This window comes from Actinoallomurus sp. NPDC052308 (assembly GCF_040679195.1).
GTDB classification, from domain to species: Bacteria; Actinomycetota; Actinomycetes; order Streptosporangiales; family Streptosporangiaceae; genus Actinoallomurus; species Actinoallomurus liliacearum.
In genome coordinates this window covers 459,283-479,743 of sequence record NZ_JBFAUM010000004.1, presented here as the reverse complement: position 1 = coordinate 479,743, position 20,461 = coordinate 459,283, and the positions used below count along the sequence as shown (strand labels likewise).

The following is a 20,461-nucleotide window of genomic DNA, read 5'->3' as shown; positions in this document are numbered from 1 at the left end:
GAAGTCAGGGCGTGGTGGTCGTCTCCGCCGCGACGGCCGGCCGCTCGTGCCGGACGAGTTCCCGTTCGGCCCACCGCGAGACCCGCGGGGACACCGCCCCGGCGGCCGCGAGGACGATGCCGAGCACGATCCAGCCCGTACGCCCGGTGGGCAGGACGAGGGAGGTGATGATGAACGGGCCGGTCACGTCGAGGAGGGAGGTCCCGAGGTTGAAGACCGACAGGAAGCGGGTGCGGGACGCCTCGGGGGACAGCAGCAGGGACAGCCCCCAGGTGCCGGCCGCCTGCCACATCTCGGCGAAGGTCAGGGCGAGCGTGCCGACCACGAGGACGGCGCCGGCGGTCCAGGGCGCAATCGGCAGGTGACCGTCCGCCGCGACGAGCAGCAGGGCGCAGCAGAGGAGCATCCAGCCCGCGTTGCGCAGCGCCCGCGCCGCTCCGTTCGCGTCGTCGGTCTGCCGGGTCATCCGCACCTGCAGGAGGACGACGAGCACGGTGTTGATCGCGACCAGCACGCTGACCATCGGCTTGGGCACCAGGTGCCGGGAGACGATCCACAGCGGCAGGCCGATCGACAGGATGAACCGGTGCATGCTGAGCACCCCGGTCAGCACCGCCGAGACGAGGAACGCGGGGCGGGTGCGCACGCGGTCGGGCGCCTCGCCCTTCGGCTTGCGCACCGGCTTGGGCGGGTTCCGCAGCACGATGCCGCGCAGCAGCGCCGCGGCGAGGATGAAGGACGCGGCGTTGCCGAGGACGACGCACAGCAGCGAGAGGCGGCCGGGGGACAGCAGGGCGAGCGACGCGAGCAGCGCGCCGAGCGTGAACCCCGCGTTGCGGATGCTGCGCAGCGCGCCCGCCGTCTTGACCCGGTTCTGTTCTCCCACGGCGGAGGTGACGAACGACAGCAGGATCGGCTGGCTGGCCCGCTCCGCCAGACCCAGGAACACCGCGACCGCGACATATCCGGCGAAGTTGTGGATGAAGGCGTATCCGATGAAGGCCGCCGCCCGCCACAGCTGGATGCTCAGCAGGATCGCCCGCACGCCGATCCGGTCCGCGAGCGAGCCCCACAGCACGGATGAGAAGAGCCCGATGAAGGCGCCCAGCGTCAGGCCGCGTCCGATCTGCGTCGGCGTCAGGTGCAGGACGACGCTGAACAGCACGACCGACGCCGAGGTGAACGCGCCGTTGCCGGTGGAGTCGATGATCGAGACGATCAGCAGGCGCCGGGCGTTCGGGGACGCCCACGCGCCGTCCCCCAGGTTCGGCCGCCTCACCGGACCGTGACCCGGATCAGGCGGGCCGCGCTCTCGACGCGCTCCCACGCCTGGCCGGCGTCGTCGCCCACGGCCATGACGTGGCCGATCCGGTCGCGGGAGGCGCGGGGCGCGGCGACGCGGTCCCCCGGGGCGGCCGTGACCGTGGCGGCCCGCACGCCGGGCGCGGCGGTCGCCTCGTCGAGGCCGGTGACGCCGTCCAGGACACCGGGCGTGGCCGTGAGGAACTTCACCGCCGCCGCGCGTACGGGCGTGGCCGGGATCGCGCCGACCGGTCCGTCACGGCCCATCAGCGAGGCGTACGCGCCGAGGAGCGGGAAATCGTACGCGATCCGGACCAGGTCGGTGATGCGGTCGCCCGCCAGCCGCCCGGCGCACTCGATCAGTACCGGGCCGGCCGCGGTGACCATCCACTCGCAGTGCAGGATGCCGAACTCGTACCCCGACGCGTCGACCAGGGTCTGTATCCCGTCGAGCAGGTCCTTCCGCACGGCCGCGCCGACCGGGGCGGGCACCACGTGTCCGATCTCGACCGGATGGCGGCCGGGCAGCACGCGCTTGTCGGTGACGCTGCCGAAGACGACCTTCCCTCCGGCCACGAGGCACTCGACGCTGACCTCCGAGCCGTGCAGACGTTCCTCGACGAGGTAGCCCGTGAACGGCGGCGGGTCGATCCGTACGCGGCCCTCGGCCGTCGTCGTGTGCCGCCAGGCCTCGGCCAGGTCGTCCCCCGGGTCGAGGAGCACGACGCCCTGGCTGCCGGACCGCCCGGTCGGCTTGAGGACGAGCCCGTCGCCGGCCAGCTCGCGCGCAGCCCTCTCCAGACCGGCCAGGTCGTGCACCTCGCGCCACCGGGGGTTGGGAATCCCGGCGGCGTGGGCGACCTCGCGCAGCCGCAGCTTGTCCCGGAAGATCTCGGCCGCGTGTACGCCCGCGCCGGGCAGGCCGAGTTCGGCGGCGATGCGGGCCGAAGCCTCGGTCGTCATCTCGTCGATGGCCGGCAGCACCCGCTCGATCACGGTGCCGGCCGGCAGGGAGTCGATCAGGGCGCGGGGCTCGAACGGGCCGATGTAGTCGCAGGGCACGAGCGCCTCGACGGTCGGCAGGCTCTTCGCCTTCTCTCGCAGGCCGCGCTGCTCGATCACCTGCGGATGCTCGACGACCACCATGGTCTCGCCCGGCATCTGCTCCTGCAGGCTGCTGATCAGTTTGACTCCGCAGCCGATTACCAGTGTCGCCACGAGGCCCCTCTCAGCGCTCCGTCACCGGTTCGATGATGAGGCTGCGCTCCAGTTCGCGGATGCGGTGGTAGTCCTTCTCGATGGCGTCCCAGTCGGACGCTCCCTGGATGATCCAGCCCAGGCTCGTGCTCATCCCCGTCGTCTGCGGGACGACCTTGCCGTTCTCCGGCAGGGACATCGCGTAGAACGTCGGCATCTTCCGTACTTCCTCGAAGATGTCGATGTTGCGCAGCTCGCCGTCGCTTTCGGCGGCGAGCCAGACCGTCCGTACCTCCTGCTGCAGCTCGTACCACGGGACGTACTCGCCGTCGGCGTAGTGCCGCACCGTACGGTCGATCTGGTTGTCGCCGGTGGCGAGCGAGCCGGAGATCATCATGCAGCTGCCCGAGTAGCGGGCCGCGAGCTCGATCAGGCGTGGGCCGTCGGGCGTGAGCATGACCTCCGCGTGCGTGGAGCCATTGCGGATGCCGCAGGCGTGGGCGGCCTGCGCGGTGTACTCCCACAGCGGCCGCACGACCGGGTCGTCCGGGGCGAGGAAGTCGGCGACGTCGTAGATGCCGATCTCGCCGTCCCGCGTGCGCTTCTGGTAGACGCAGACGTCGACCAGGCCGTGCTGCCCGTTCACGGAGTACAGGTCGACGATGTACTCGGTGCCATCCGCGAACTCCTGAACGATCACCTTGTCGTTGACCTGGCCGTAGTGGTTGAGCGTGCCGAGCAGCCGGTCGAAGTACGGCCGCCAGTCGTCTCCCGCCTCGATCAGGCGGACGTCCTCGGCGCCGCTGCTCTTGGGGGGCTTGATGACCAGCGGGCGGCCTTCGAGCCCGGTGCTCTTGAGCCAACCGGCCACCTCCTCCGGATCGGAGGAGCAGATCGTCCGCAGGTGCGGGACCCCGTCCCTCTCAAGGGACTTGGCCATCAGGGCCTTGTCACGGTGGACGGGGGACGACCCCGGCACGTTCCCGGTGCCGGGGAGCACGGCGTCGACGAGCTCGCCGGCGAGTTCGACGCCCGGCTCGAGGCCGGGGACGATGCAGATCGGGTCGTATCCCTTCACCGTCGCGACGAGTTTCTCGAAATCGCCGTCGAAGTAGTGGATCGCGGCGAAGTCATCGGGAAACCATCGGGGAAGGAACGTCTCCATCGGTTCCGGAGTGCTCATGACGGCGATCGGCGTGACACCTCGATCCCGAAAAGCACTAGCAAATCCCCGGGAGCTTCCGAATGGGATGTGATAAGCGTCAACGATAATCGCGTAACGGTCCATCGGGATCCTTGTCGTCCGGCTTGGGCGTCCGGCGAGGAGCAGGGCCCGTGTCGGTGACCTCGCCGTTGTAACCACTATGGGAGGTTACATGGCATCCTAGGGATGGAACAGCGCGCATGCCGGATGAATGCCGAAAGTCCGCGATGGAGGCCGGCGTACCGCGTGTCGTGCCCGGTCCCCGGGCCGCCGGCGGCGTTTCGGCGCCGATCCGCGCGGGTCCCGCGGCCGGTTACGGCCTCGCCGCAAGCGCCGCAGGAAGCGACGCGGCCGGGCGGGACCCGCGCCGTGCGACGCGGATCAGAGTCTGCGGCCGACCCCGACGAGCGCCTTGCGCGGAATCGTCATCCGCCAGGACCGCAGATCGCTGTCGTATTCCAGGGTGCCGCGCAGCGGCTCGTCGTCGCCGTTGTCGTACTGGAATATCTGCTTCGCCCGGTCCAAGGCCCAGCGGAACGCCTCCTGCTCGCCCAGGCTTTCCTGAATCCGGCACAGGCCGTACATGTTCACGAGGTATTCGCCGAGGTTGAGCTCTGCCGTCTCGGGCGTCTCCCCGACCGCGGTGTACGGATCGTCGATCTCCACGACTTCGTACGTGTCGAATCCCGCCTTGATCAGGTATTCCTGGATCTCGTCGGCGGTGAAGTGGGCGAACTCGTGCCCCGTCTGCGAATAGGGGTCGACGACCGTCGTGAACCAGGTGTCCATCGGCGACCCCGCCTCGAAGTCGTGCAGCAGGAACGTTCCGCCCCGCCGGAGCACGCGGTAGGCGTCCTCGGCGACGACGCCACGGTCCTCGGCGGGGATGTGGTGGCTGCCGTAGGCGAGCAGCACCCCGTCGACGGACTCCGTCTGGAAGAGCTGCCGCTCGGCGCGTTGCAGCAGCGCCGGGATTCCCGCGGCCCACGCGGTCTGCACCATGTGCGGGGACGCGTCACAGGTCACGACCTCGACGTCGGGGATGCCGAGCCGGGCACAGACCTGCCGCACCAGGCCGTTGCCGCCCAAGAGGTCGACGATCGTGCGTCGATCCGCGGTGTCCTGCTCGCCGGGGGCCGGCCGCATCAGCTCCATCAACCGGCCGATCCCGTACGCACGCGCGTCCACATTGAGCACCTGGGCGCGGACATAGCTCGAACCCCTGCCGCCCGCCGTGTCGGCGTCGAAGTCGTCCCGGTGTGCGCCGTTCCGCGCGCGTTCGTATTCCCATGACTCGACGCGGTCCAGGTCGATGCGCCGGTAGACGCCCGGCGAATGGCGGCGCAGCTGTTCGATCTGAGCTCGAAGGTCGTTGCCGGGCACGAAGGCGCCGTTCATTTCAGCGGACATCAGTCCTCCGGTCACCGATTAATTCGGACGCTCGCCTGATGTTATTGAAGGAAGACCGAGTTGACCAGATGTAATTTTCAAAAGAGTTGATCACCGTTAGACGTCTTGTTCGGTCGCCGCCTCTGGGGTATGGCGGCGGTTTCCGGGTGAACTTACGTCTTGCCGAATTGGCGCACCATGGGCATTCTCGCCGCCGTCACCTGCGGGAAGGTCGATGAGCGGCGCCGCCGGCGGCGGGAGGCCGGGCCTGGGGGCATATTACCTCTAACGATCTTTCCGTGGGCAGGTCGCGCTGTTTCGAGCGCCTGATGAAGCCATTAGACTTAGCGATGAACGCCTCCGCGGGCCGGGCGTTGCCTAGACTGTGCTTCGGAGCTGATGACAATTGCCGCAGGATAAGTTCGAGTTCAGATTCAGGGGCGGTCGGCTCTGTCTCGATTTCGCCGCCACGCTGGGCGGGCGCTACCGGGAGCCCGTTGAGCGCCTCGCGGCCCCCGCCGACCTCGGGCGCTGGTTCCGGCTTGCGCTGTCCCTGCCGGCCGACGTGCCCGCGCAGGAGAGCGGCCTCGACGACGCCCGTGAGCTGCGCGAGGCCCTCTACCGGCTCGTCCACCCCGGTACCCGCGGCGGGCCGGCGCGCGCCGACGTCGAGCTGGTCAACGCGTGGGCGGGGCGTCCCGACTTCGCGCCCGAGCTGTCGGCGGACGCCCGATCGGTCACGCTGCGCTCGGCCCGCACCGTGGAGGCCGGCCTGGCCACCGTGGCGCGCGACGCCATCGATCTGCTGACCGGCCCCTGGCTCGAACGGGTCCGCGAGTGCGCCTTCTCCGACTGCTCGCTGCTGTTCGTCGACACGTCCCGGCCCGGTCAGCGCCAGTGGTGCGACATGAAGGCGTGCGGCAACCGCCACAAGGTGCAGCAATACCGTAAGGCCCGCGCGGGCTAGAGCCTGTCTCAAAGCCCCACTGTCCTACTACGCGGACTTCGAGACAAGCCCTAGCGCCGCCTCCAGGCCTTACGGCATTTCCCTGATTCCCGCGATTACCGTGCGGTTTCTACCGCACGGAGTGCGGTGACGGCGGACCGACGCGGATTGCGACGGCCTTGCACTGGGAGTATTCCCGGAGCGCCTCGAAACCCTTCTCCCGGCCGAACCCGGACCGTTTGTAACCGCCGAAGGGGAGTTCGACCCCGCCCGCCGCACTGTAATTGTTGACGAAGACCTGACCCACGCGCAGTTCCCGCGCCAGGTGATGGGCCAGGCCGACGTCGCGGGTCCACACGCCGGCGCTCAGCCCGTACGACGTGCGGTTGGCCAGTTCGACGGCCTCCGCGGCGTCCCGGAAGGGCAGGACGCACAGCACCGGCCCGAAGATCTCCTCCCGCACGGTGCGCGAGTCGGGGGAGATCTCGTCGAAGATGGTGGGCCGCACGAAGAAGCCGCCGGCCAGCTCCGGATCGTCCGGCGGCCCTCCGCCGGTGACGAGACGGCCGTCCTTCTTGCCCTGCTCGATGTAGCCGAGCACGCGTTCGCGCTGTTTGGCGGAGATGAGCGGGCCGAGGTCCGGGTCGGTACGCCCGGGACCGATCGACATGCGCTCGAACGCCGCCGTGAGCGCGGTGATCGTCGCGTCGTACACCACCTCGTGGACCAGCAGCCGGGATCCGGCCGAGCAGTTCTGGCCCGCGTGCTCGGTGATGGACGAGACGATCAGCGGGATCGCCGAAACCTGATCGAAGTCGGGGAAGACCAGGTGCGGTGACTTCCCGCCCAGCTCCAGGGTCACCGGGACGATGTTGGCGGCGGCGGCGTTCATCACCAGCGTCCCCACCTCCCGCGATCCGGTGAACGCCAGGTGGTCTACGCCCGGGTGCTCGATCAGCGCCGCCCCGGCCTCCTCGCCGTAACCCGGCACGACGTTGAACACGCCCGGCGGAAGCCCGGCCTCCAGGGCCAGCTCTGCGATGCGCATCGGCGTCAGCGGGGCGTCCTCCGCCGGCTTGAGCACGCAGGTGTTCCCGGCGGCCAGCGCCGGGGCGATGGTCCGGGCGACGACCTGCATCGGGTAGTTCCACGGGATGATGTGCCCGCAGACGCCGTACGGCTCCAGCAGCGTGTAGGCGACCACGTCGGGCTGGGAGAACAGCGTGTCGCCGAACAGCGCCTCGACGCACCCCGCGTAGAAGTCGAAGTAGCGCGCCGCGGCATCGGCGTCGACGTATGCCTGGGAGATCGGCTTGCCGGTGTCCAGCGTCTCCAACTCGGCGAGTTCGGCGCGGTGCTCGCGGATCGCGGCGGCGATCCGCCGGCAGGCCGTCGCGCGGTCGGCGGGGGAGGCGTGCCGCCACACGGTCTCGAAGGCGTCCCGGGCCGAGGCCACGGCGAGGTCGATCTCCTGCGGACCACCCCGGACCGTGCGCGCGCACACTTCTCCGGTCGAGGGATCCAGAACGTCGATGGTGTCGTCGGTTCCCACCGGTTTACCGCCGATGAGCGCCTGCCGTACCTGGAATGCCACGGGCATGGGCTTGTCTCCAAAGGCCGAGCGTTCGGTACTCACATCAGTCCGACAGATCGGCCGGGGTGTCAACCTCCGGCGCGATCTCGTTATGAACCGAAGATCAGTACTTCATCGACGCGTGGAAGATCCGGGTCAGGTCGTCATCGCCGACGTCGCGTGGGCATCCGACGAGCAGGCGCTGCTGCTTGGCCGCGCCGTCGACCAGGAGCGGGATGTCCTTGGCGCCGTACCCGAAGGCGCTCACCCCGCTCGGCCCGCCGGTGTCCCGCATGATGTCCAGGATCGTCTGCGGAAGCAGGTCGGCGCCGTTCCGGATCGTGACCCCGGCCGTGGACGCGCCGAGCAGTTCGGCGGCCCGCAGGTGACGCTCAGGCGCCGCCGGATAGGTGAACTCGAACGCCGCGGGCGCGGTGGCGATCACCGACTCGCCGTGCGGGACCAGCGCGTGGTCCGTGATGTAGTCCCGCGGCCGGTACTCCGTGACCATGCCGGCGATCGGGTAGGCGCAGGCGTGCGGGATGTGGGTGCCGGCGTTGCCGAAGCCCATGCCCGCGTACGCGGCCGCGTGGCTCATCGCGCTGCGCGCCTCCAAATCCGACGCGTTGAGGACGGAGCGGCGGAAGTACGTTCCGATCAGCGCGAGTGCCTTCTCCGCCCAGACGTCGCTGATCGGATTGGCCCCGATGTAGATCGGCCGGCCGGCCGGGGACGGGTACGGCGGGCGGCGGTCGTACGGGCGCGCGGTGTACGACTCGCAGGCGTGCGTCAGGACGTCGTACCCGGAGGAGGCCGCGACCGCCGACGGCATGGTCAGGGTGTTCAGCGGGTCGATGATGGAGGCCGAGGGGCGCAGCCGCAGGTCGCTGATCCCGGTCTTGACCCGCAGGTCGGTGACGCCGAGCGCGACCATCGCGGTGCACTCGCTGCCGCTTCCGGCCGTCGTCGGAATCGCCACCAGCGGCTTGAGCGCGCCGGGAATGGCCCGGCCGGCGCCGATCGGCTTGTTCAGGTAGTCGCGCAGCGGGATGTCCGGATGGCTGTGCAGGAGGTTCAGCACCTTCGCCGTGTCGATCGAGCTCCCGCCGCCGATCGCGACGTACCCGTCCACCGGCCGGTCGGCCAGCTTGCGGGCGGCCTCCTCACAGCCGGAGTCGGACGGCTCGACGTGGACGTCCTCGAAGACCGTCGCCTCGATCCCCTCCCGCTCGACCAGCTCGCGCACGCGCCGTACGGGTCCGACGCGGGCGACGTTCGGGTCGGTCACGATCAGCACCGAGCCGACGCCGAGGCGGCTCAGCTCGTACCCGATCTCCTCGGTCGCGCCGGCGCCTATGCGGATCGGCGGCGCCTGCCAGGTGATGACCGTCTCGTGCGGGTAGGGGGTGCCGTCCCGAGATGCCGTCCGGTCGTCCATCATGCTCCGTTTCCGTTATCCGCTGGATCGTCGAGCAGGGACCGCGCCAGGCGGACCTCCGGCGTCGCCGGCGTCAGTCCGAAGATCTGGAGGATCGTCGCCGCCGCCTCCGGCGTCGGAACGCCGAGCATGCACAGCATCCGGTCGCCGGGCAGCGTCGTGGCGGCGAAGTAGTCGTTGACCTTCTCTTCGCGTGACTCCGGCAGCCATGGGTAGAGGTCCGCGGGCTCCCCGGCGCCCCGGATGACGCCCGTCGAGGAGGAGAAGCTGTGACCGGGCGCGACGGTCGCGGCCACCCGCTCGGCCCGCCGTACGATGCGCGGGTCCTGCCGCTCGGCGTCGACGTCGGGATAGAACGTCACGCCCGGGACGCGGGTGAAGGACCGCATCGCGCAGTAGACGATCGGGTTGAACGTCTTGAGCACCCACAGGTCGGGGAACTCGGAGGTCTGCCCGTACACGCCCTCCAGGTGACGCCCCCACGTGCCGGCGAACGCGATGCCGTCACCCTGGCGGCGTTCGCCGACGAACTGGGTCATGATGTGCAGGAGCCGGCCGCCGGCCGGTGTGGTGCACCATCGTGACGACAGCGCACCGACCACCGAACGGCCGGAACCCTCGACCGCGAGCGTGATCAGGTCGGCGTCCCTGAGCATGTCGCGCCTGAGGTCGAACAGCGACCTCATCCGGAGCGCCGGCAACGCCTCGGTCAGGCCATCGACGATCCACTCCTCGACATCGGGTGCCAGGCCGCGGCTCGGCACCAGGTTGCTGAACTCCAGAGTCCCGGTGTCGGCCACGGCCATGGGGCTCACCTTCCGACGGTCGAGGCGATCACGGTCACGCGGGGATGGCCACCGGATCCGGGATCTCGATGGTCGCCTTCTCGTCCACGGTCAGCTTGTAGAGCTCGAGGAAGTACATCTCCCACAGGCGGGCGATGTCCTGAAGGTGCCGCAGCGCCTTGTCCTCGTCCTCGTCGCTCTTGACCAACGTCTCCAGGACGGTCCAGACGAAGTCGTCGTGGTGGTCGTCCAGGTCCGTGCCGACGTGGGCGCGCTGACCCTTGATGTTCTCCCGGCCGAGCCGCTTCTCCAGGTTGTCGAGCCACTGCGGCTGGGTGCGCGTCGTCACGTACTCGACGAAGTAGACGCTCACCAGCAGCGCGAGCGGGGTGCCCTCGTACTCGATGCCGTACTGCAGGTACCCGGTGAGGAGCTTGGTCGACAGGAGCGGCTCGGTCGAGTAGATCTGCTCCTTCGACACGCCGACCTTCTCCAGGTCCGCGGCGAACAGCCGGTCGTGCAGCATCTCGTCGTCGGTGTAGTGCGACCACGCCTTCGCGGCGACCGGGTCGACCTTGGTGAAGTACCGGATGGCGAGCGCGTCGATCGTGCGCTTGCGGCGAAGCCGCAGGATCGTCTCGATGTTGTGCCGCCGGTAGTAGTCGAGGTGGATGTCCTTGCCCTCGAGCTGGTGACGCGCGAAGGGGATCTTCTCGTAGAAGTCCGCGATGGCCGTGTCGAGGAACTTGTCGACGCGGGTCCGGAACTCCGGGCGGGTGGTCTTCAGCTGCACGGTGTCCTCCAGTCGTTGAAGATTTCGTTCGATGCCTCAGTGACAGCCGCAGCTGGCGCTCCGGACGCGGTTGACCCGCCGCCGTCCCTGCTCGCCGGCCGCGCGGTTCCCCAGGACGCGCGTTCCGGCGTCGTCGACCAGGGAGGCGGCCGGGCAGATGAAGGTCAGCGCGAACTTCGTGAACGGCGTCAGGCCCAGGCCGATGTGCACGACCCCGTCGGCGGCGCCGTAGGTCTCGTTGAGCCCGCAGTTCGCCGGGCTGACCTCCATGCCGGTGTTGATGCCGAAGCCCAGCTCCCAGATCGACCGGTAGCGGGGCTCCTCGGTGAACAGCTCGTCGAACACCGCGACGAGCGCCGCGCCCTCGGCGGTGCCGCCGGCGTCGCGGACGTCGGTGATGCTCCCGTCCTCCACGGTCAGCTTCAGCGGGTTCCTGCGCAGGGGGACGAGCCGCTCGTACAGGTCGGCCTGTTCCGCGTCGAGCGCCCGGTCGTATCCGGCGTGGACGATCGGCCAGCCCCGCAGGACGAGCGTGCCGGACAGCGCCAGGCGCCGGTCCTCGTCGAACTCGGTTATGTCCATCGGGAGCACGCTCAGCTCGCCGGCCGGAGCGATCTGCTGCTCACCGGGGCCGAGGAGGCCCGCCTGCTGGTTCCACACGTAACCGCCGGCGAAGGGGTCGAACCGGCACGATGTCCCGTGTTCGGCGTCGATGATCCTCAGGTGGGAGGCGTTCTTGACGGCCTCGAAGAACCGGTCGGCGACGGCTTCCTGGGCGGTGGGATCGGTGCGCTCGATGACGCGGAGGAAGTAGCGGATCTGGTCCGCGGTCACCGGCGTGGACGCGCAGGGCAGCACGACGATCCGCCGGCCGGCGCCGATGGTCGCCGCGTCGGGCGAGGACAGGAAGGTGTTGCGGCAGATGGCCACGACGTCCGCGGTCGCGGGGACGTCGGTGGACAGCAGTTTGCCGAGGTCACCGTCCGGCCCGATCGGGACGATCATGCACCGGGTGTACGGGGGGGCGAGGACGATGGAGAAATCGTCGATGAACTCCTCGTCGACGATGATGCAGAAGGTGTCCGCCGGCGTGCCGAACTGACGGAAGGAGCTCGGCTGCACGGTGACCTGAGGTCCATTTTCCGCGTTCATTTCGATCAAATCCATTCTTCGCCGGCGTGTTCCGGAGGAGTACGATGGGAGGGCAGGTGGACCGCTTGCGCCGGTCCACCTGCCCTACCACTGAGCCCGAAGGCTGTTACCGGCATGCTCAGCCGAGCAGCGTGCCCAGGTAGTTGCTGTTCTTGCGGACCTCGATCTTGGTGTCCTTCTCCTCCATTTTGGCACCTCCTCCCGGGGCTCGAAGGGTCACTTGCTAGCCGCGCGCGTGGCTAGGAATTGGGGAAGACGGCCAGGCGGTCCGGGGGGCCACCACCGGGATTTCCGAGGACCACTTCACCGGTGTCGGTGTAGACCGTCGTATCGGGCGAGATGATGTCCAGGTGGTATTGCGTGAACGGGGTGAGTCCGAGGCCCCAGTGCAGGCAGCCGTCGGTCCCGCCGTACACCTCGTTCATCGCGTGGTTGCCGGGAAGAATGTCCAGGCTGGTGTTCAGCGCGTGGCCCATTTCCCAGACGATTCGGTATCGGGAGTCGACCTCGAACATCGTGTTCAGCATGTCGACGGCGGACTGCGCACCGGAATTGTGGGCCCGCAGGCTCGTGATGACGCCCTTCTCGACCGTGGCGATGACGCCGTGCAGGTTCATCGACGAGAGCCGGCTGTGGAGCCGCGCCTGGTCGCGGCGCGAGAAGGACGGGGTGCCGCTGTGCAGGATGGGGTAGCCGCGGAAGCAGATCTCGCCCTCGATCGGCAGGTGCAGGTCCTCGTGGAACTCGACGATCTGCGTGGGCAGCACGCTGATCTCGCCGGACGGGACGATCTGCTGCTCGCCCCACTCGAGCGCGCCGGCCTGCTGGTTCCACACGAGCCCCGGCTGCAGGTGCTGCAACGTGGCGCGGGTGCCGTGCCGTTCGTCGACGTAGACCAGGTGGTCGGCCCTCTCGAGTTTGTCGAAGAACCCGTTGGAGAAGGCGTCCTGCTCCTCAGGCGAGGTCCGCTGCATCACGTCGATGAAATGCTTGATGGTCTTCATGGTGGTCGGCGTGGAGTTGCACGCCATTCCCATGAGCTTGCGACGCGGGCCCAGCTGCTCAGGCATGGGGGATTCGAAGAACGCCGCGGGAGAGATCGCGAGCACGTGCGCCGGCTCGGGGACCCGGTCGGGGAGGACCTCCTCGAAGCGCTCCCCCGTCTTGAAGGGGATCTTCAGGTAGTCCCGGTATCCACCGTTCTCGACGATCGAGATCTGGTCCATGTACTCCGGGTTGGTGACGAGACAGAACACGCTGTCCATCGGATCACCGAACTGACGTAGTTTCGCCGGGTCAACGACAATCGATTCAGTCATGAGATTCCCTCTCCTGGACCCGTTATGGCGGCGATCTCCGTTTGTTTTCGTGTCTTGATACTCCAATCCGGGGATTCGAGAGTCAACCCGGCTCACGATGCCATCAAGGAAAGCAATAACAGAGCCTCTGCTGTTGACACGCCTTTCGCCGCAATATATAGGTCCCGGACGTGCGGAGCGCGGCGCCGTAATCGGCGCCGCGCTCGCGTGTCACGCGTGTGTTTCCCCCGTCATCAGGTCGTCTTCTCGGGCTCCTCCGCGGTGGGGCGCTGGTCGTTGATGAGGAGGGCGCCGCCGGCGGCCGTGATGTTGGCCGGATCGGTGAGGATGCCGCTCAGCGGCGAGCGCGGCTTGGCCCCGCGGTGGTCGTTGACGTCGGGGTAGTGCCGCGCGTGCCGGCGCCGGGTCTCCTCCGCCAGTTGCGACTCCGGCACCAGATGGTGTTCCGGCTCGTGGTCGCCGTGCACCGTCGTGATCAATCGCAGCTCCGGACGGTGTGGCGCGGCGACGCAGACCCGGTGGGCGATCCCGCGCGGGTCGCCGCCGGCGATCGCCAGATGCCGGGTGCCCTCATAGTCCACGACGACCGGCACGTTCACCTGGTCGCCGTCCTCCTCCTTCGCCAGCCGTTCCTGCACGTGCTCGAGCTCGGAGACGTCGGGGAAGGCCCAGACGTCGGTCCGCTGGTCGGCGACGATCGCCACCGGCGCGGTGGACCCGGAGATGAGCGTGCCGCGCTTGGCGATCGGAGGACGCGAGCGGCACAGGATCGGCAGGGCGTGGCGTTCGGCCAGCTCGACGGCGAGCGGATGCAGCACCTTCGCGCCGGCGCGCGTCATCCGCAGCGCGGCCCCGTACCCCAGGGAGGACAGCACGCGCGCCTCGGGCAGGAGATAGGGGTCCGCCGTGTAGACGCCGGGCACGTCGGAGAAGATCTCGCAGTGGTCGGCGCCGAGCGCGACGGCGGCGGCCACCGCCGACAGGTCCGAGCTGTTGCGCCCGAGCATCACCGGGCGGCTTCCGCGGTCCACCGCCTGGCCGCCGGGGACCACGACCACCTCGCATCCGGTGAGCGCCGACCACAGGGGAGCCGGGTCGATCCTCACCACCTTCGCCCGCTCGGGCGAGCCGGTCGCGTGCAGCCCCTGCTGGTGCGCGTCGATCGCCCGGGCGCGTACGCCGAGCTCGCACAGGGCGGTGGCGAGCAGCAGTGAGCTGACGGTGTCGGCGGTCAGCAACAAGGAGGCCGCCAGCTCGGACGGTGGATCGGCGTGCAGTTCCCGCTGGGCGTTCTGCAGCGCGCCCGTCGTACCCGACATCGCGCTGACCACCGCGACGACCCGGCGTGATCCGTCCAGCCGCCCGGCGATGTAGCGGGCGACGGTGCGGTAGTCGGACAGGTCGAGGAAGCAGGCGCCGCCGAACTTGAAGACCGCCGGGCGCTCCGGGGACGGCCCGCCCATCAGCCGAGCCAGCCGTGGTCGAGCGCGGTGCGCATGATGTCGACCGCGTTGTACGCGGCACCGACCCAGAGGTTGTCCGCGACCACCCACATGGCCAGCGATCCCGGCTGCGACTCGTCGACACGGACCCGCCCCACGTGGACGAGGGCGCGGTCCGCGCCGGACGCCTCGACCGTGCGCGGCGAGGGGCAGGCCGGGTCGTCGCCGGACCGGTAGAGCCGGATGCCGTCCGTGGCGGCGAGGGCGTCCTCGGCCTCGGTGACCGAGATCGGTCGTTCGAGGTCGACGTGGACGGCCTCGGAGTGGCAGTGGAACACCGGGACCCGGACGGCGGTCGCGTCGACCCTCAGGTCGGGCAGGCCCATGATCTTCCGGGGTTCCGACCGCAGCTTGCGCTCCTCGTGGGCCGCGCCGTGGTCGTCGAGCAGGCCGATCTGGGGGACCAGATCGAACGCGAGCGGCGGGCCGAACCGGCCGGGAGCGAGATCCGCCCGCCCGTCCAGGACCGACCGGCTGTCGTCGGCGAGTTCGGCCAGCCCGCGCAGGCCACCGCCCGACGCGGCCTGGTACGTCGAGACGAACACCCGGCGCAGTGCGGCCAGCCGGTGGATCGGGTGGAGCGCCCGGACCAACTGGATGGTCGAGCAGTTCGGGTTCGCGATGATGTTGGACTCCGGGCGGTGCCGCAGGCTCTCGGGATTCACCTGAGGAACGGTGAGCGGGACGTCCTCGCGCGCCCGGAACGCCGAACTGTTGTCGATGACCAGGCAGCCGGCCGCCGCGGCCTTCTCCGCGACCTGGCGGCTCACCTCCGCACCGGCCGCGAAGAAGACCAGGTCCATGGTGGCGAAATCAATGTCGTTCAGTGCACGGACCGGTTCGATCTGTGCGTCGAGCCCTATCCGGGCGCCTATGTCAACCCCCGCTGAACGTGCGGACGCGACCGGCGACAGGCGTATGGGAGGCATACCGGGTCGGGTCAACAGGGCGAGGAGTTCACGCCCCACGGCTCCAGTCGCACCCACGACGGCTGTGCGCAGCATCGCGCACCTTCCTTTCCTGGTGGTGAGAGCGGCGACGCGCGTGCGCCACCGAGAGAGGAAGACCGGGACGTGGCCGTTCCCGGCCTAGTGGTGTACCAGGGAGAGCGTAACCGCTATAACTAGTTACATGTCGGCATATAGAAGTGGAAGCCAGGAAATATGAGCAAAGGCGACAGGCTGCTACTCCGCGCGAGCGGAGGGTTGTTTGTCGCTTTTCTGGTGTCCTGGCTATGCGCATGCCGTTTTAGGCCTGACATGCGTCACGGCCGGCCGCGCTCTGCGCACGACGGGCCGCGACGAGTTCAGGCGAGCGGACTCCGATCAGCCGACCACGGGGCGGGCGACCGAGAAGGCCTGTCCGAAGATCTCCTTGGCGCGCGACCAGACGGCGCTGCGCCAGTCGCACGCCGACGGGTAGAAGGCGTTCCGGATCTGGAGCTTGATGCTCGCCGCGAGCTCGGGGTCCGGGTCGGCCTGCAGGTGCAGCCAGTTGTCGGCGCGCAGAGCGTCGAGCACCTCGGCGCCGGAGAGGGTGCCGAACTCCAGCGTGATCGCGGTGAGCTCCTGGCCGGGGGAGAGCTCACGGGCGACCAGGCTCGCCGTGTTGCCGATGATCGGCGTCGAGCTCGACGTCCCGTCCTCGGACATCGTGAGCTGGTCGCCGTACCAGGCGCGCGCCCGGTCGAGGGCACCGCTGTCCAGCCCGCCGCGGAAGATCGGCTCGCCGTAGCCCCGTGGACCCAGGCCGGTGTGCAGATCGATGTAGGCGATCCGGGGGAACCCGATCAGGAAGTCGTGGACGATCGTGCGGAGCAGCCGGTGCGACCACGCCGGAGAAGTGCCGCCGTAGAACAGGCCGTCGGGATGACGGTACTGCCCATGGGTGATCGACTCCTGGAGGTAACGCAGCCCGTGCTCCGTGGCGACCTTGGCGAGGAAGCGGTTCGCCTCGGTCTTCTCCGGGCCGGTCCAGGAGGCCGGGACCAGCGCGGCGTGCAGTTCGTCGTACGCCGGGTTGTGCGGCGGAGCGTCGTGGTCGACGAAGTTGCGGTTGAGGTCGATATTGTCCTCATTGACTCGCCGCTGGTAGGCGAAGCCGTACGGATTAAGGGCGTGGACCATGAGGACGGCGGTTCCGGTCGGCGCTTTATCAAGGATGGATTCGCGCAAAAATCCGATCTGACAGGCGGAGCCACAGAATCCCTCGACGCCGTGGGTGCCGGAGACGAGTACGAGCACCGATTCGGCGTCGCGAGGGCCGATCCAGGCGACATCCGTGCGCAGTTCGCCGCCGTCGGGCGCTTTCCCGCAGTCATTGAGGAAAGAGGTGATGTCCGCACCGGCCAGGTCCGCCGCTTCCAGGAACATCTCGCGGGCCTGTGTGTAGGTCTGGGCGAACTGGGCCGTGTAGCTCATCCTGTGACCGCCGTTCCTTCTCAGGGGAGTATGGTGTCCAGCGCTTCGGTGGTCGGACGGCTGACGCTGCGGATCCGATCGAGCAGCCGCTGTTCCGCCGCGGCGATTTGCCGAGCGAGATCGAAGACCTTGTCGGCGTGCTCTCGCGGAAGGAAGACCACGCCATTCGGATCGGCCGCGACGGCGCATCCGGAGATCACCGGGCGGCCCTCGACGACGACGTCACCCCCCACGCCGGTGAGGGAGAGCCGTCCCCGCATGCTCGCGGGATGGGTGCCGCGAGCGAACGTCGGGAACCCGAGCGCGGCGAGTTGGTCGGCGTCGCGGGTGGCGCCGTTCACCAGGGCGGCGCGCACGCCGAAGCGCAGGGCGGCCGTCGCGAGCAGGGTGCCCCAGCACTGCACGTCCGTTCGCTCGCCCAGGTCGACGAGGACCGCGTCGTCCTCCGTATCCTCGAAGATCCGGATGAGGGAGGTCAGTCGCGTGCCGCGGCCCGGCCGGAGCGAGACCGTGGTGATCGTGCCGGCGAAGGGAGCGCATCCTGCGTAGACGGGCCTGATCTTTCCCGTGCGGACGCACGGCACACCGAGCTGATCACAGGAGTCGGATATATCGCAGACGGTCGCTACATCAAACAGATCGTCAACGTCCATGTGGTGCCCCCGGGTGGTCGTCAGTTGGCCGGATCCGGTCTGTGTTTCATGCCCTGACACCCGCTGGCCTCCTGATCCGACAAGATGGTCAGTAGTTAACGCCAAGGCCGTATATAACGGAAATTACGATACCAGGACACGTCATCACCTCAGGTGATAACGGCGGCCTGACGAGCCTCTTCATGCCGTAGACGCCGGAAAACGATCATTGACGTGTTGGAACGAAACAATCGAGCTGACACATAGTCATAAATCGGTACCTCAGAGTGCGTGGACTGTCTGTTGCATAATCGCAGCGGCAGATCATTGGTCCAGTTGTTGGGGAGTTTGCGTGGAACTTCGCCAGCTGCGTTACTTCGTTATCCTCGCTGAGGAACTACACTTCGGACGGGCGGCTCAACGTCACCACATCGGCCAATCCGCACTCAGCCAGCAGCTTCGCCTGCTGGAACGAGAGCTGGGCGTACGCCTTTTGGACCGTAGTACCCACCATGTCAAGCTCACCGGCTGCGGCAAGACCTTCCTCGCCGAGGCCAGGAAGATCCTCGCTCAGGTCGACCGCGCGGTCGCGCTCGCAAGGAGCGAACGGGAACGACCCACTCTGCGCGTCGGCATCCTCGACCCCTCGTACGACTCGATGCCCCTGGTCCTCAACGAGGTCCAGGAGCGCTTCCCGGATCTGAAGATCCACCAGGTCGGGGCCAGTCTTCCCCAGCAGTACCAGTGGCTGAGCGACGGCCGGCTCGACGTGGGCTTCGGCCGCGCCTTCCTGACGCCGCCGGAGATCGCGTCCAAGGTCTTCCGGCTGGACCGCCTCGGAGTGCTGGTCTCGGCCGACCATCGCCTCGCCGGGATGGAGACCGTCCCGGTGAAGATGCTCGCCGACGAACGCGTCATGTTGTCCGACGACGACCAGACGCCCGAGTTCAACCAGCTCGTCATTGAACTGTGCCGGTCGGCCGACGTCGTTCCCACGCCGTACCACGGCAGCAGCGACCACGTCCACGGCGCCCTCCTGCCGGTCAGTCGCGGCCGCTGCGTCTACTGCGTACCCGCGTCGGGCGTGCCTGCCTCGCCGCAGGTGGTGTGGCGGCGGCTGGTCGGGCCCGACGCGGTGTACCCGTGGTCGGTGCTGTGGCGCACCGGCGACAAGTCGTCCCATGTGCGGGCGGTGGTCGAGTGCGCCATGAAGCTCGCCCGGGAACGCGGGTGGCTGCGCGACGGCGCCGGCACCGAACGCCCCCAGCACGTATACGCGCAGGTCGGGATCTGAGGTGCCGGAGCACGGCAGACGGCCCGCTCCGGCAGGTACCCACGGCGGGCCCCGCAGGCCCGCGCCCGAACCGGCCGCTCGCCCGCTCCGTCAGGACCGTTCCAGCCGCGCCTCCGGGGAAACACTCTTAGTCATGGAGACCTGCGCGGAGTGCGGCTTCGAGCCTGCGGAGATCGAGGCGGAGGAGACGCCCGGCCTGATCCGCCGGTTCTCGGCCCTGCACCGGGACCGGCTCGTCGGCCGCGCGGCCGACGAGGGGCGGCGCGCCGAGCTCCGCGTACGTCCGCAGCGGGGAGTGTGGTCGCCACTGGAGTACGCGGGGCATCTGCGGGACGTGTACGCGCTGTTCGACCGGCGCGTGCGGGCCGTGCTCAGCGAGCCCGGAGGCGTGCTGGAGGTGATCGACCACGACGCCGTCGTCGCGCGGGGCGCGTACGACCGGCTCGATCCGGAGGCCCTCGCGGCCGATCTCGGCGCGTGCGCCGACCGGCTCGCGGCGACGCTCACGGGCGTACGCCCGGAGCAGTGGCCGTGGTGGGGCGCCCGGGCCGGGGAGAGACGCACGATCGAGGAGATCGCCAAACGAGCCGTACACGAGAGCCGTCACCACCTGATGGACGTCGAGCGCATCCTCGCGTCGAGCCCGGGAGCCTCCGTGGGGTGCTGACCCCGCACCCGGTCGGGTCCTGATCGGCGCGGTGACGCAGCGGCTATCGTCGTTAGGGAGTCCGCCGAGGAGGTGCCGATGACGATGCCGTCGTTCCCGCCGGAGTTCCCCGACGATCCGGCCCGCCCGTCAGGACCGTCCTGGCCGGGACGGCCGTTTCCGCCGGGCGGGTCACTCGCGCCGGACGAGGCCGACCCGCTCCGCGACCGGTTGCTGGAGCACCGGATCATCCTGGCCACCGGCCATTTGGACGGCGCGCGGGCCTCGGAGCTGTGCGCGAGGCTGGTGACGCTCGACGCGGCAGGGGAGGAGCCGGTCCGGCTTCACCTGCAGACGCCGGACGGGGAGCTCGAGGCGGCGTTCGCCGCCGCGGACATGGTGAACGCGGTCACCTGTCCGGTCCAGGTGGTCGTCATCGGCCAGGTCGGCGGGCCACCGCTCGCCGTGCTCACCGCCGCGCGACGGCGTGAGATGACGCCCCACGCTGTGCTGCGGCTGGCCGAGCCCGGGGCGAGCCTCGCGGGCGGCGGCGCCACGGACGTCGCGGCGCGGGAAGAGGAGTATCGGCGCCTCGTCGACGCCTTCTACATCCGGCTCGCCGAGACGACCGGCCGCGAGGTCGACGAGATCCGCGAGGACGCCCGGCGCGATCGTCTCCTGACCGCCGAGGAGGCGGTCGCCTACGGTCTGGTGCACGCCGTCGTGGCCCGGCCGTAGGCGAGCTCGGCGTCAGCCGTCCGGCGTGGCCCGGGATTCGCCCACGGCCGTCCAGGTCCTGTTGTCATCCGCGCCGCGCGTGACGGCCTCGCAGGGGCGTTCCGCTCGAGCAGCGATCGCCGGTGGTCATG

At 69.2% G+C, this 20,461-nt stretch carries 18 protein-coding genes; 4 read left to right on the top strand and 14 right to left on the bottom strand.

Going from position 1 to position 20,461, the window contains the following annotated elements; all coding sequences use genetic code 11:
* Positions 1 to 4: 4 nt before the first annotated feature.
* The 4 genes from AB0L00_RS16840 to AB0L00_RS16825 all read right to left on the bottom strand — a co-directional run bounded on the left by AB0L00_RS16840 (position 5) and on the right by AB0L00_RS16825 (position 5,113).
* Complete coding sequence (locus tag AB0L00_RS16840; RefSeq protein ID WP_364434351.1) at positions 5 to 1,279, bottom strand: MFS transporter; 1,275 nt, start codon at positions 1,277 to 1,279, stop codon at positions 5 to 7.
* Positions 1,276 to 2,520, bottom strand: coding sequence for an ATP-grasp domain-containing protein (locus AB0L00_RS16835; RefSeq protein WP_364434348.1), 1,245 nt, complete (start codon positions 2,518 to 2,520; stop codon positions 1,276 to 1,278). The genes AB0L00_RS16840 and AB0L00_RS16835 overlap by 4 nt, the downstream gene beginning before the upstream one ends.
* 10 nt (positions 2,521 to 2,530) lie before the next feature.
* Positions 2,531 to 3,787, bottom strand: coding sequence for an ATP-grasp domain-containing protein (locus AB0L00_RS16830; RefSeq protein ID WP_364434345.1), 1,257 nt, complete (start codon positions 3,785 to 3,787; stop codon positions 2,531 to 2,533).
* 297 nt (positions 3,788 to 4,084) lie between these two features.
* Entirely contained in the window at positions 4,085 to 5,113 is a 1,029-nt protein-coding gene (locus AB0L00_RS16825; protein WP_364434342.1) for a class I SAM-dependent methyltransferase, read from the bottom strand.
* A 385-nt stretch (positions 5,114 to 5,498) separates the two neighbouring features.
* Here AB0L00_RS16825 and AB0L00_RS16820 point away from each other — a divergent pair, with 385 nt between their 5' ends.
* Entirely contained in the window at positions 5,499 to 6,059 is a 561-nt protein-coding gene (locus tag AB0L00_RS16820; protein WP_364434339.1) for an ABATE domain-containing protein, read from the top strand.
* 109 nt (positions 6,060 to 6,168) lie between these two features.
* Here the strand turns inward: AB0L00_RS16820 and AB0L00_RS16815 are convergent, their stop codons facing one another.
* The 10 genes from AB0L00_RS16815 to AB0L00_RS16770 form a co-directional block, all read right to left on the bottom strand.
* Complete coding sequence (locus AB0L00_RS16815; RefSeq protein WP_364434337.1) at positions 6,169 to 7,638, bottom strand: aldehyde dehydrogenase family protein; 1,470 nt, start codon at positions 7,636 to 7,638, stop codon at positions 6,169 to 6,171.
* Between the two features lie 97 nt (positions 7,639 to 7,735).
* On the bottom strand, positions 7,736 to 9,049 hold the full coding sequence (locus tag AB0L00_RS16810; protein ID WP_364434334.1) for a hydroxyacid-oxoacid transhydrogenase: 1,314 nt from the start codon (positions 9,047 to 9,049) through the stop codon (positions 7,736 to 7,738).
* Complete coding sequence (locus AB0L00_RS16805) at positions 9,049 to 9,855, bottom strand: hypothetical protein (protein WP_364434331.1); 807 nt, start codon at positions 9,853 to 9,855, stop codon at positions 9,049 to 9,051. Before AB0L00_RS16805 ends, AB0L00_RS16810 begins: the two co-directional genes overlap by 1 nt.
* Positions 9,856 to 9,889: 34 nt before the next feature.
* Positions 9,890 to 10,627, bottom strand: a complete 738-nt coding sequence (locus AB0L00_RS16800) for a hypothetical protein (RefSeq protein ID WP_364434328.1) — start codon at positions 10,625 to 10,627, stop codon at positions 9,890 to 9,892.
* A gap of 36 nt (positions 10,628 to 10,663) precedes the next feature.
* Positions 10,664 to 11,779, bottom strand: a complete 1,116-nt coding sequence (locus AB0L00_RS16795; protein WP_364434325.1) for a hypothetical protein — start codon at positions 11,777 to 11,779, stop codon at positions 10,664 to 10,666.
* 239 nt (positions 11,780 to 12,018) lie between these two features.
* On the bottom strand, positions 12,019 to 13,098 hold the full coding sequence (locus tag AB0L00_RS16790) for a hypothetical protein (protein ID WP_364434322.1): 1,080 nt from the start codon (positions 13,096 to 13,098) through the stop codon (positions 12,019 to 12,021).
* A 233-nt stretch (positions 13,099 to 13,331) separates the two neighbouring features.
* Positions 13,332 to 14,561 (bottom strand): hypothetical protein, encoded by a 1,230-nt coding sequence (locus AB0L00_RS16785; protein WP_364434319.1) that lies wholly within the window; start codon positions 14,559 to 14,561, stop codon positions 13,332 to 13,334.
* Entirely contained in the window at positions 14,561 to 15,604 is a 1,044-nt protein-coding gene (locus AB0L00_RS16780; RefSeq protein WP_364434317.1) for an aspartate-semialdehyde dehydrogenase, read from the bottom strand. Before AB0L00_RS16780 ends, AB0L00_RS16785 begins: the two co-directional genes overlap by 1 nt.
* A 321-nt stretch (positions 15,605 to 15,925) precedes the next feature.
* Positions 15,926 to 17,020, bottom strand: a complete 1,095-nt coding sequence (locus tag AB0L00_RS16775; protein WP_364434314.1) for a M14 family metallopeptidase — start codon at positions 17,018 to 17,020, stop codon at positions 15,926 to 15,928.
* 20 nt (positions 17,021 to 17,040) lie between these two features.
* Entirely contained in the window at positions 17,041 to 17,673 is a 633-nt protein-coding gene (locus tag AB0L00_RS16770; protein ID WP_364434312.1) for a hypothetical protein, read from the bottom strand.
* Between the two features lie 331 nt (positions 17,674 to 18,004).
* Between AB0L00_RS16770 and AB0L00_RS16765 the strand changes: the two genes are divergently transcribed.
* The 3 genes from AB0L00_RS16765 (at position 18,005) to AB0L00_RS16755 (ending at position 20,330) form a co-directional block, all read left to right on the top strand.
* Positions 18,005 to 18,946 (top strand): LysR substrate-binding domain-containing protein, encoded by a 942-nt coding sequence (locus AB0L00_RS16765; protein WP_364434310.1) that lies wholly within the window; start codon positions 18,005 to 18,007, stop codon positions 18,944 to 18,946.
* Positions 18,947 to 19,079: 133 nt separating this feature from the next.
* Positions 19,080 to 19,613 (top strand): DinB family protein, encoded by a 534-nt coding sequence (locus AB0L00_RS16760; protein WP_364434307.1) that lies wholly within the window; start codon positions 19,080 to 19,082, stop codon positions 19,611 to 19,613.
* Between the two features lie 78 nt (positions 19,614 to 19,691).
* A complete protein-coding gene (locus AB0L00_RS16755; RefSeq protein WP_364434305.1) occupies positions 19,692 to 20,330 on the top strand; it encodes an ATP-dependent Clp protease proteolytic subunit in 639 nt (212 codons plus the stop codon).
* Positions 20,331 to 20,461 lie beyond the last annotated feature (131 nt).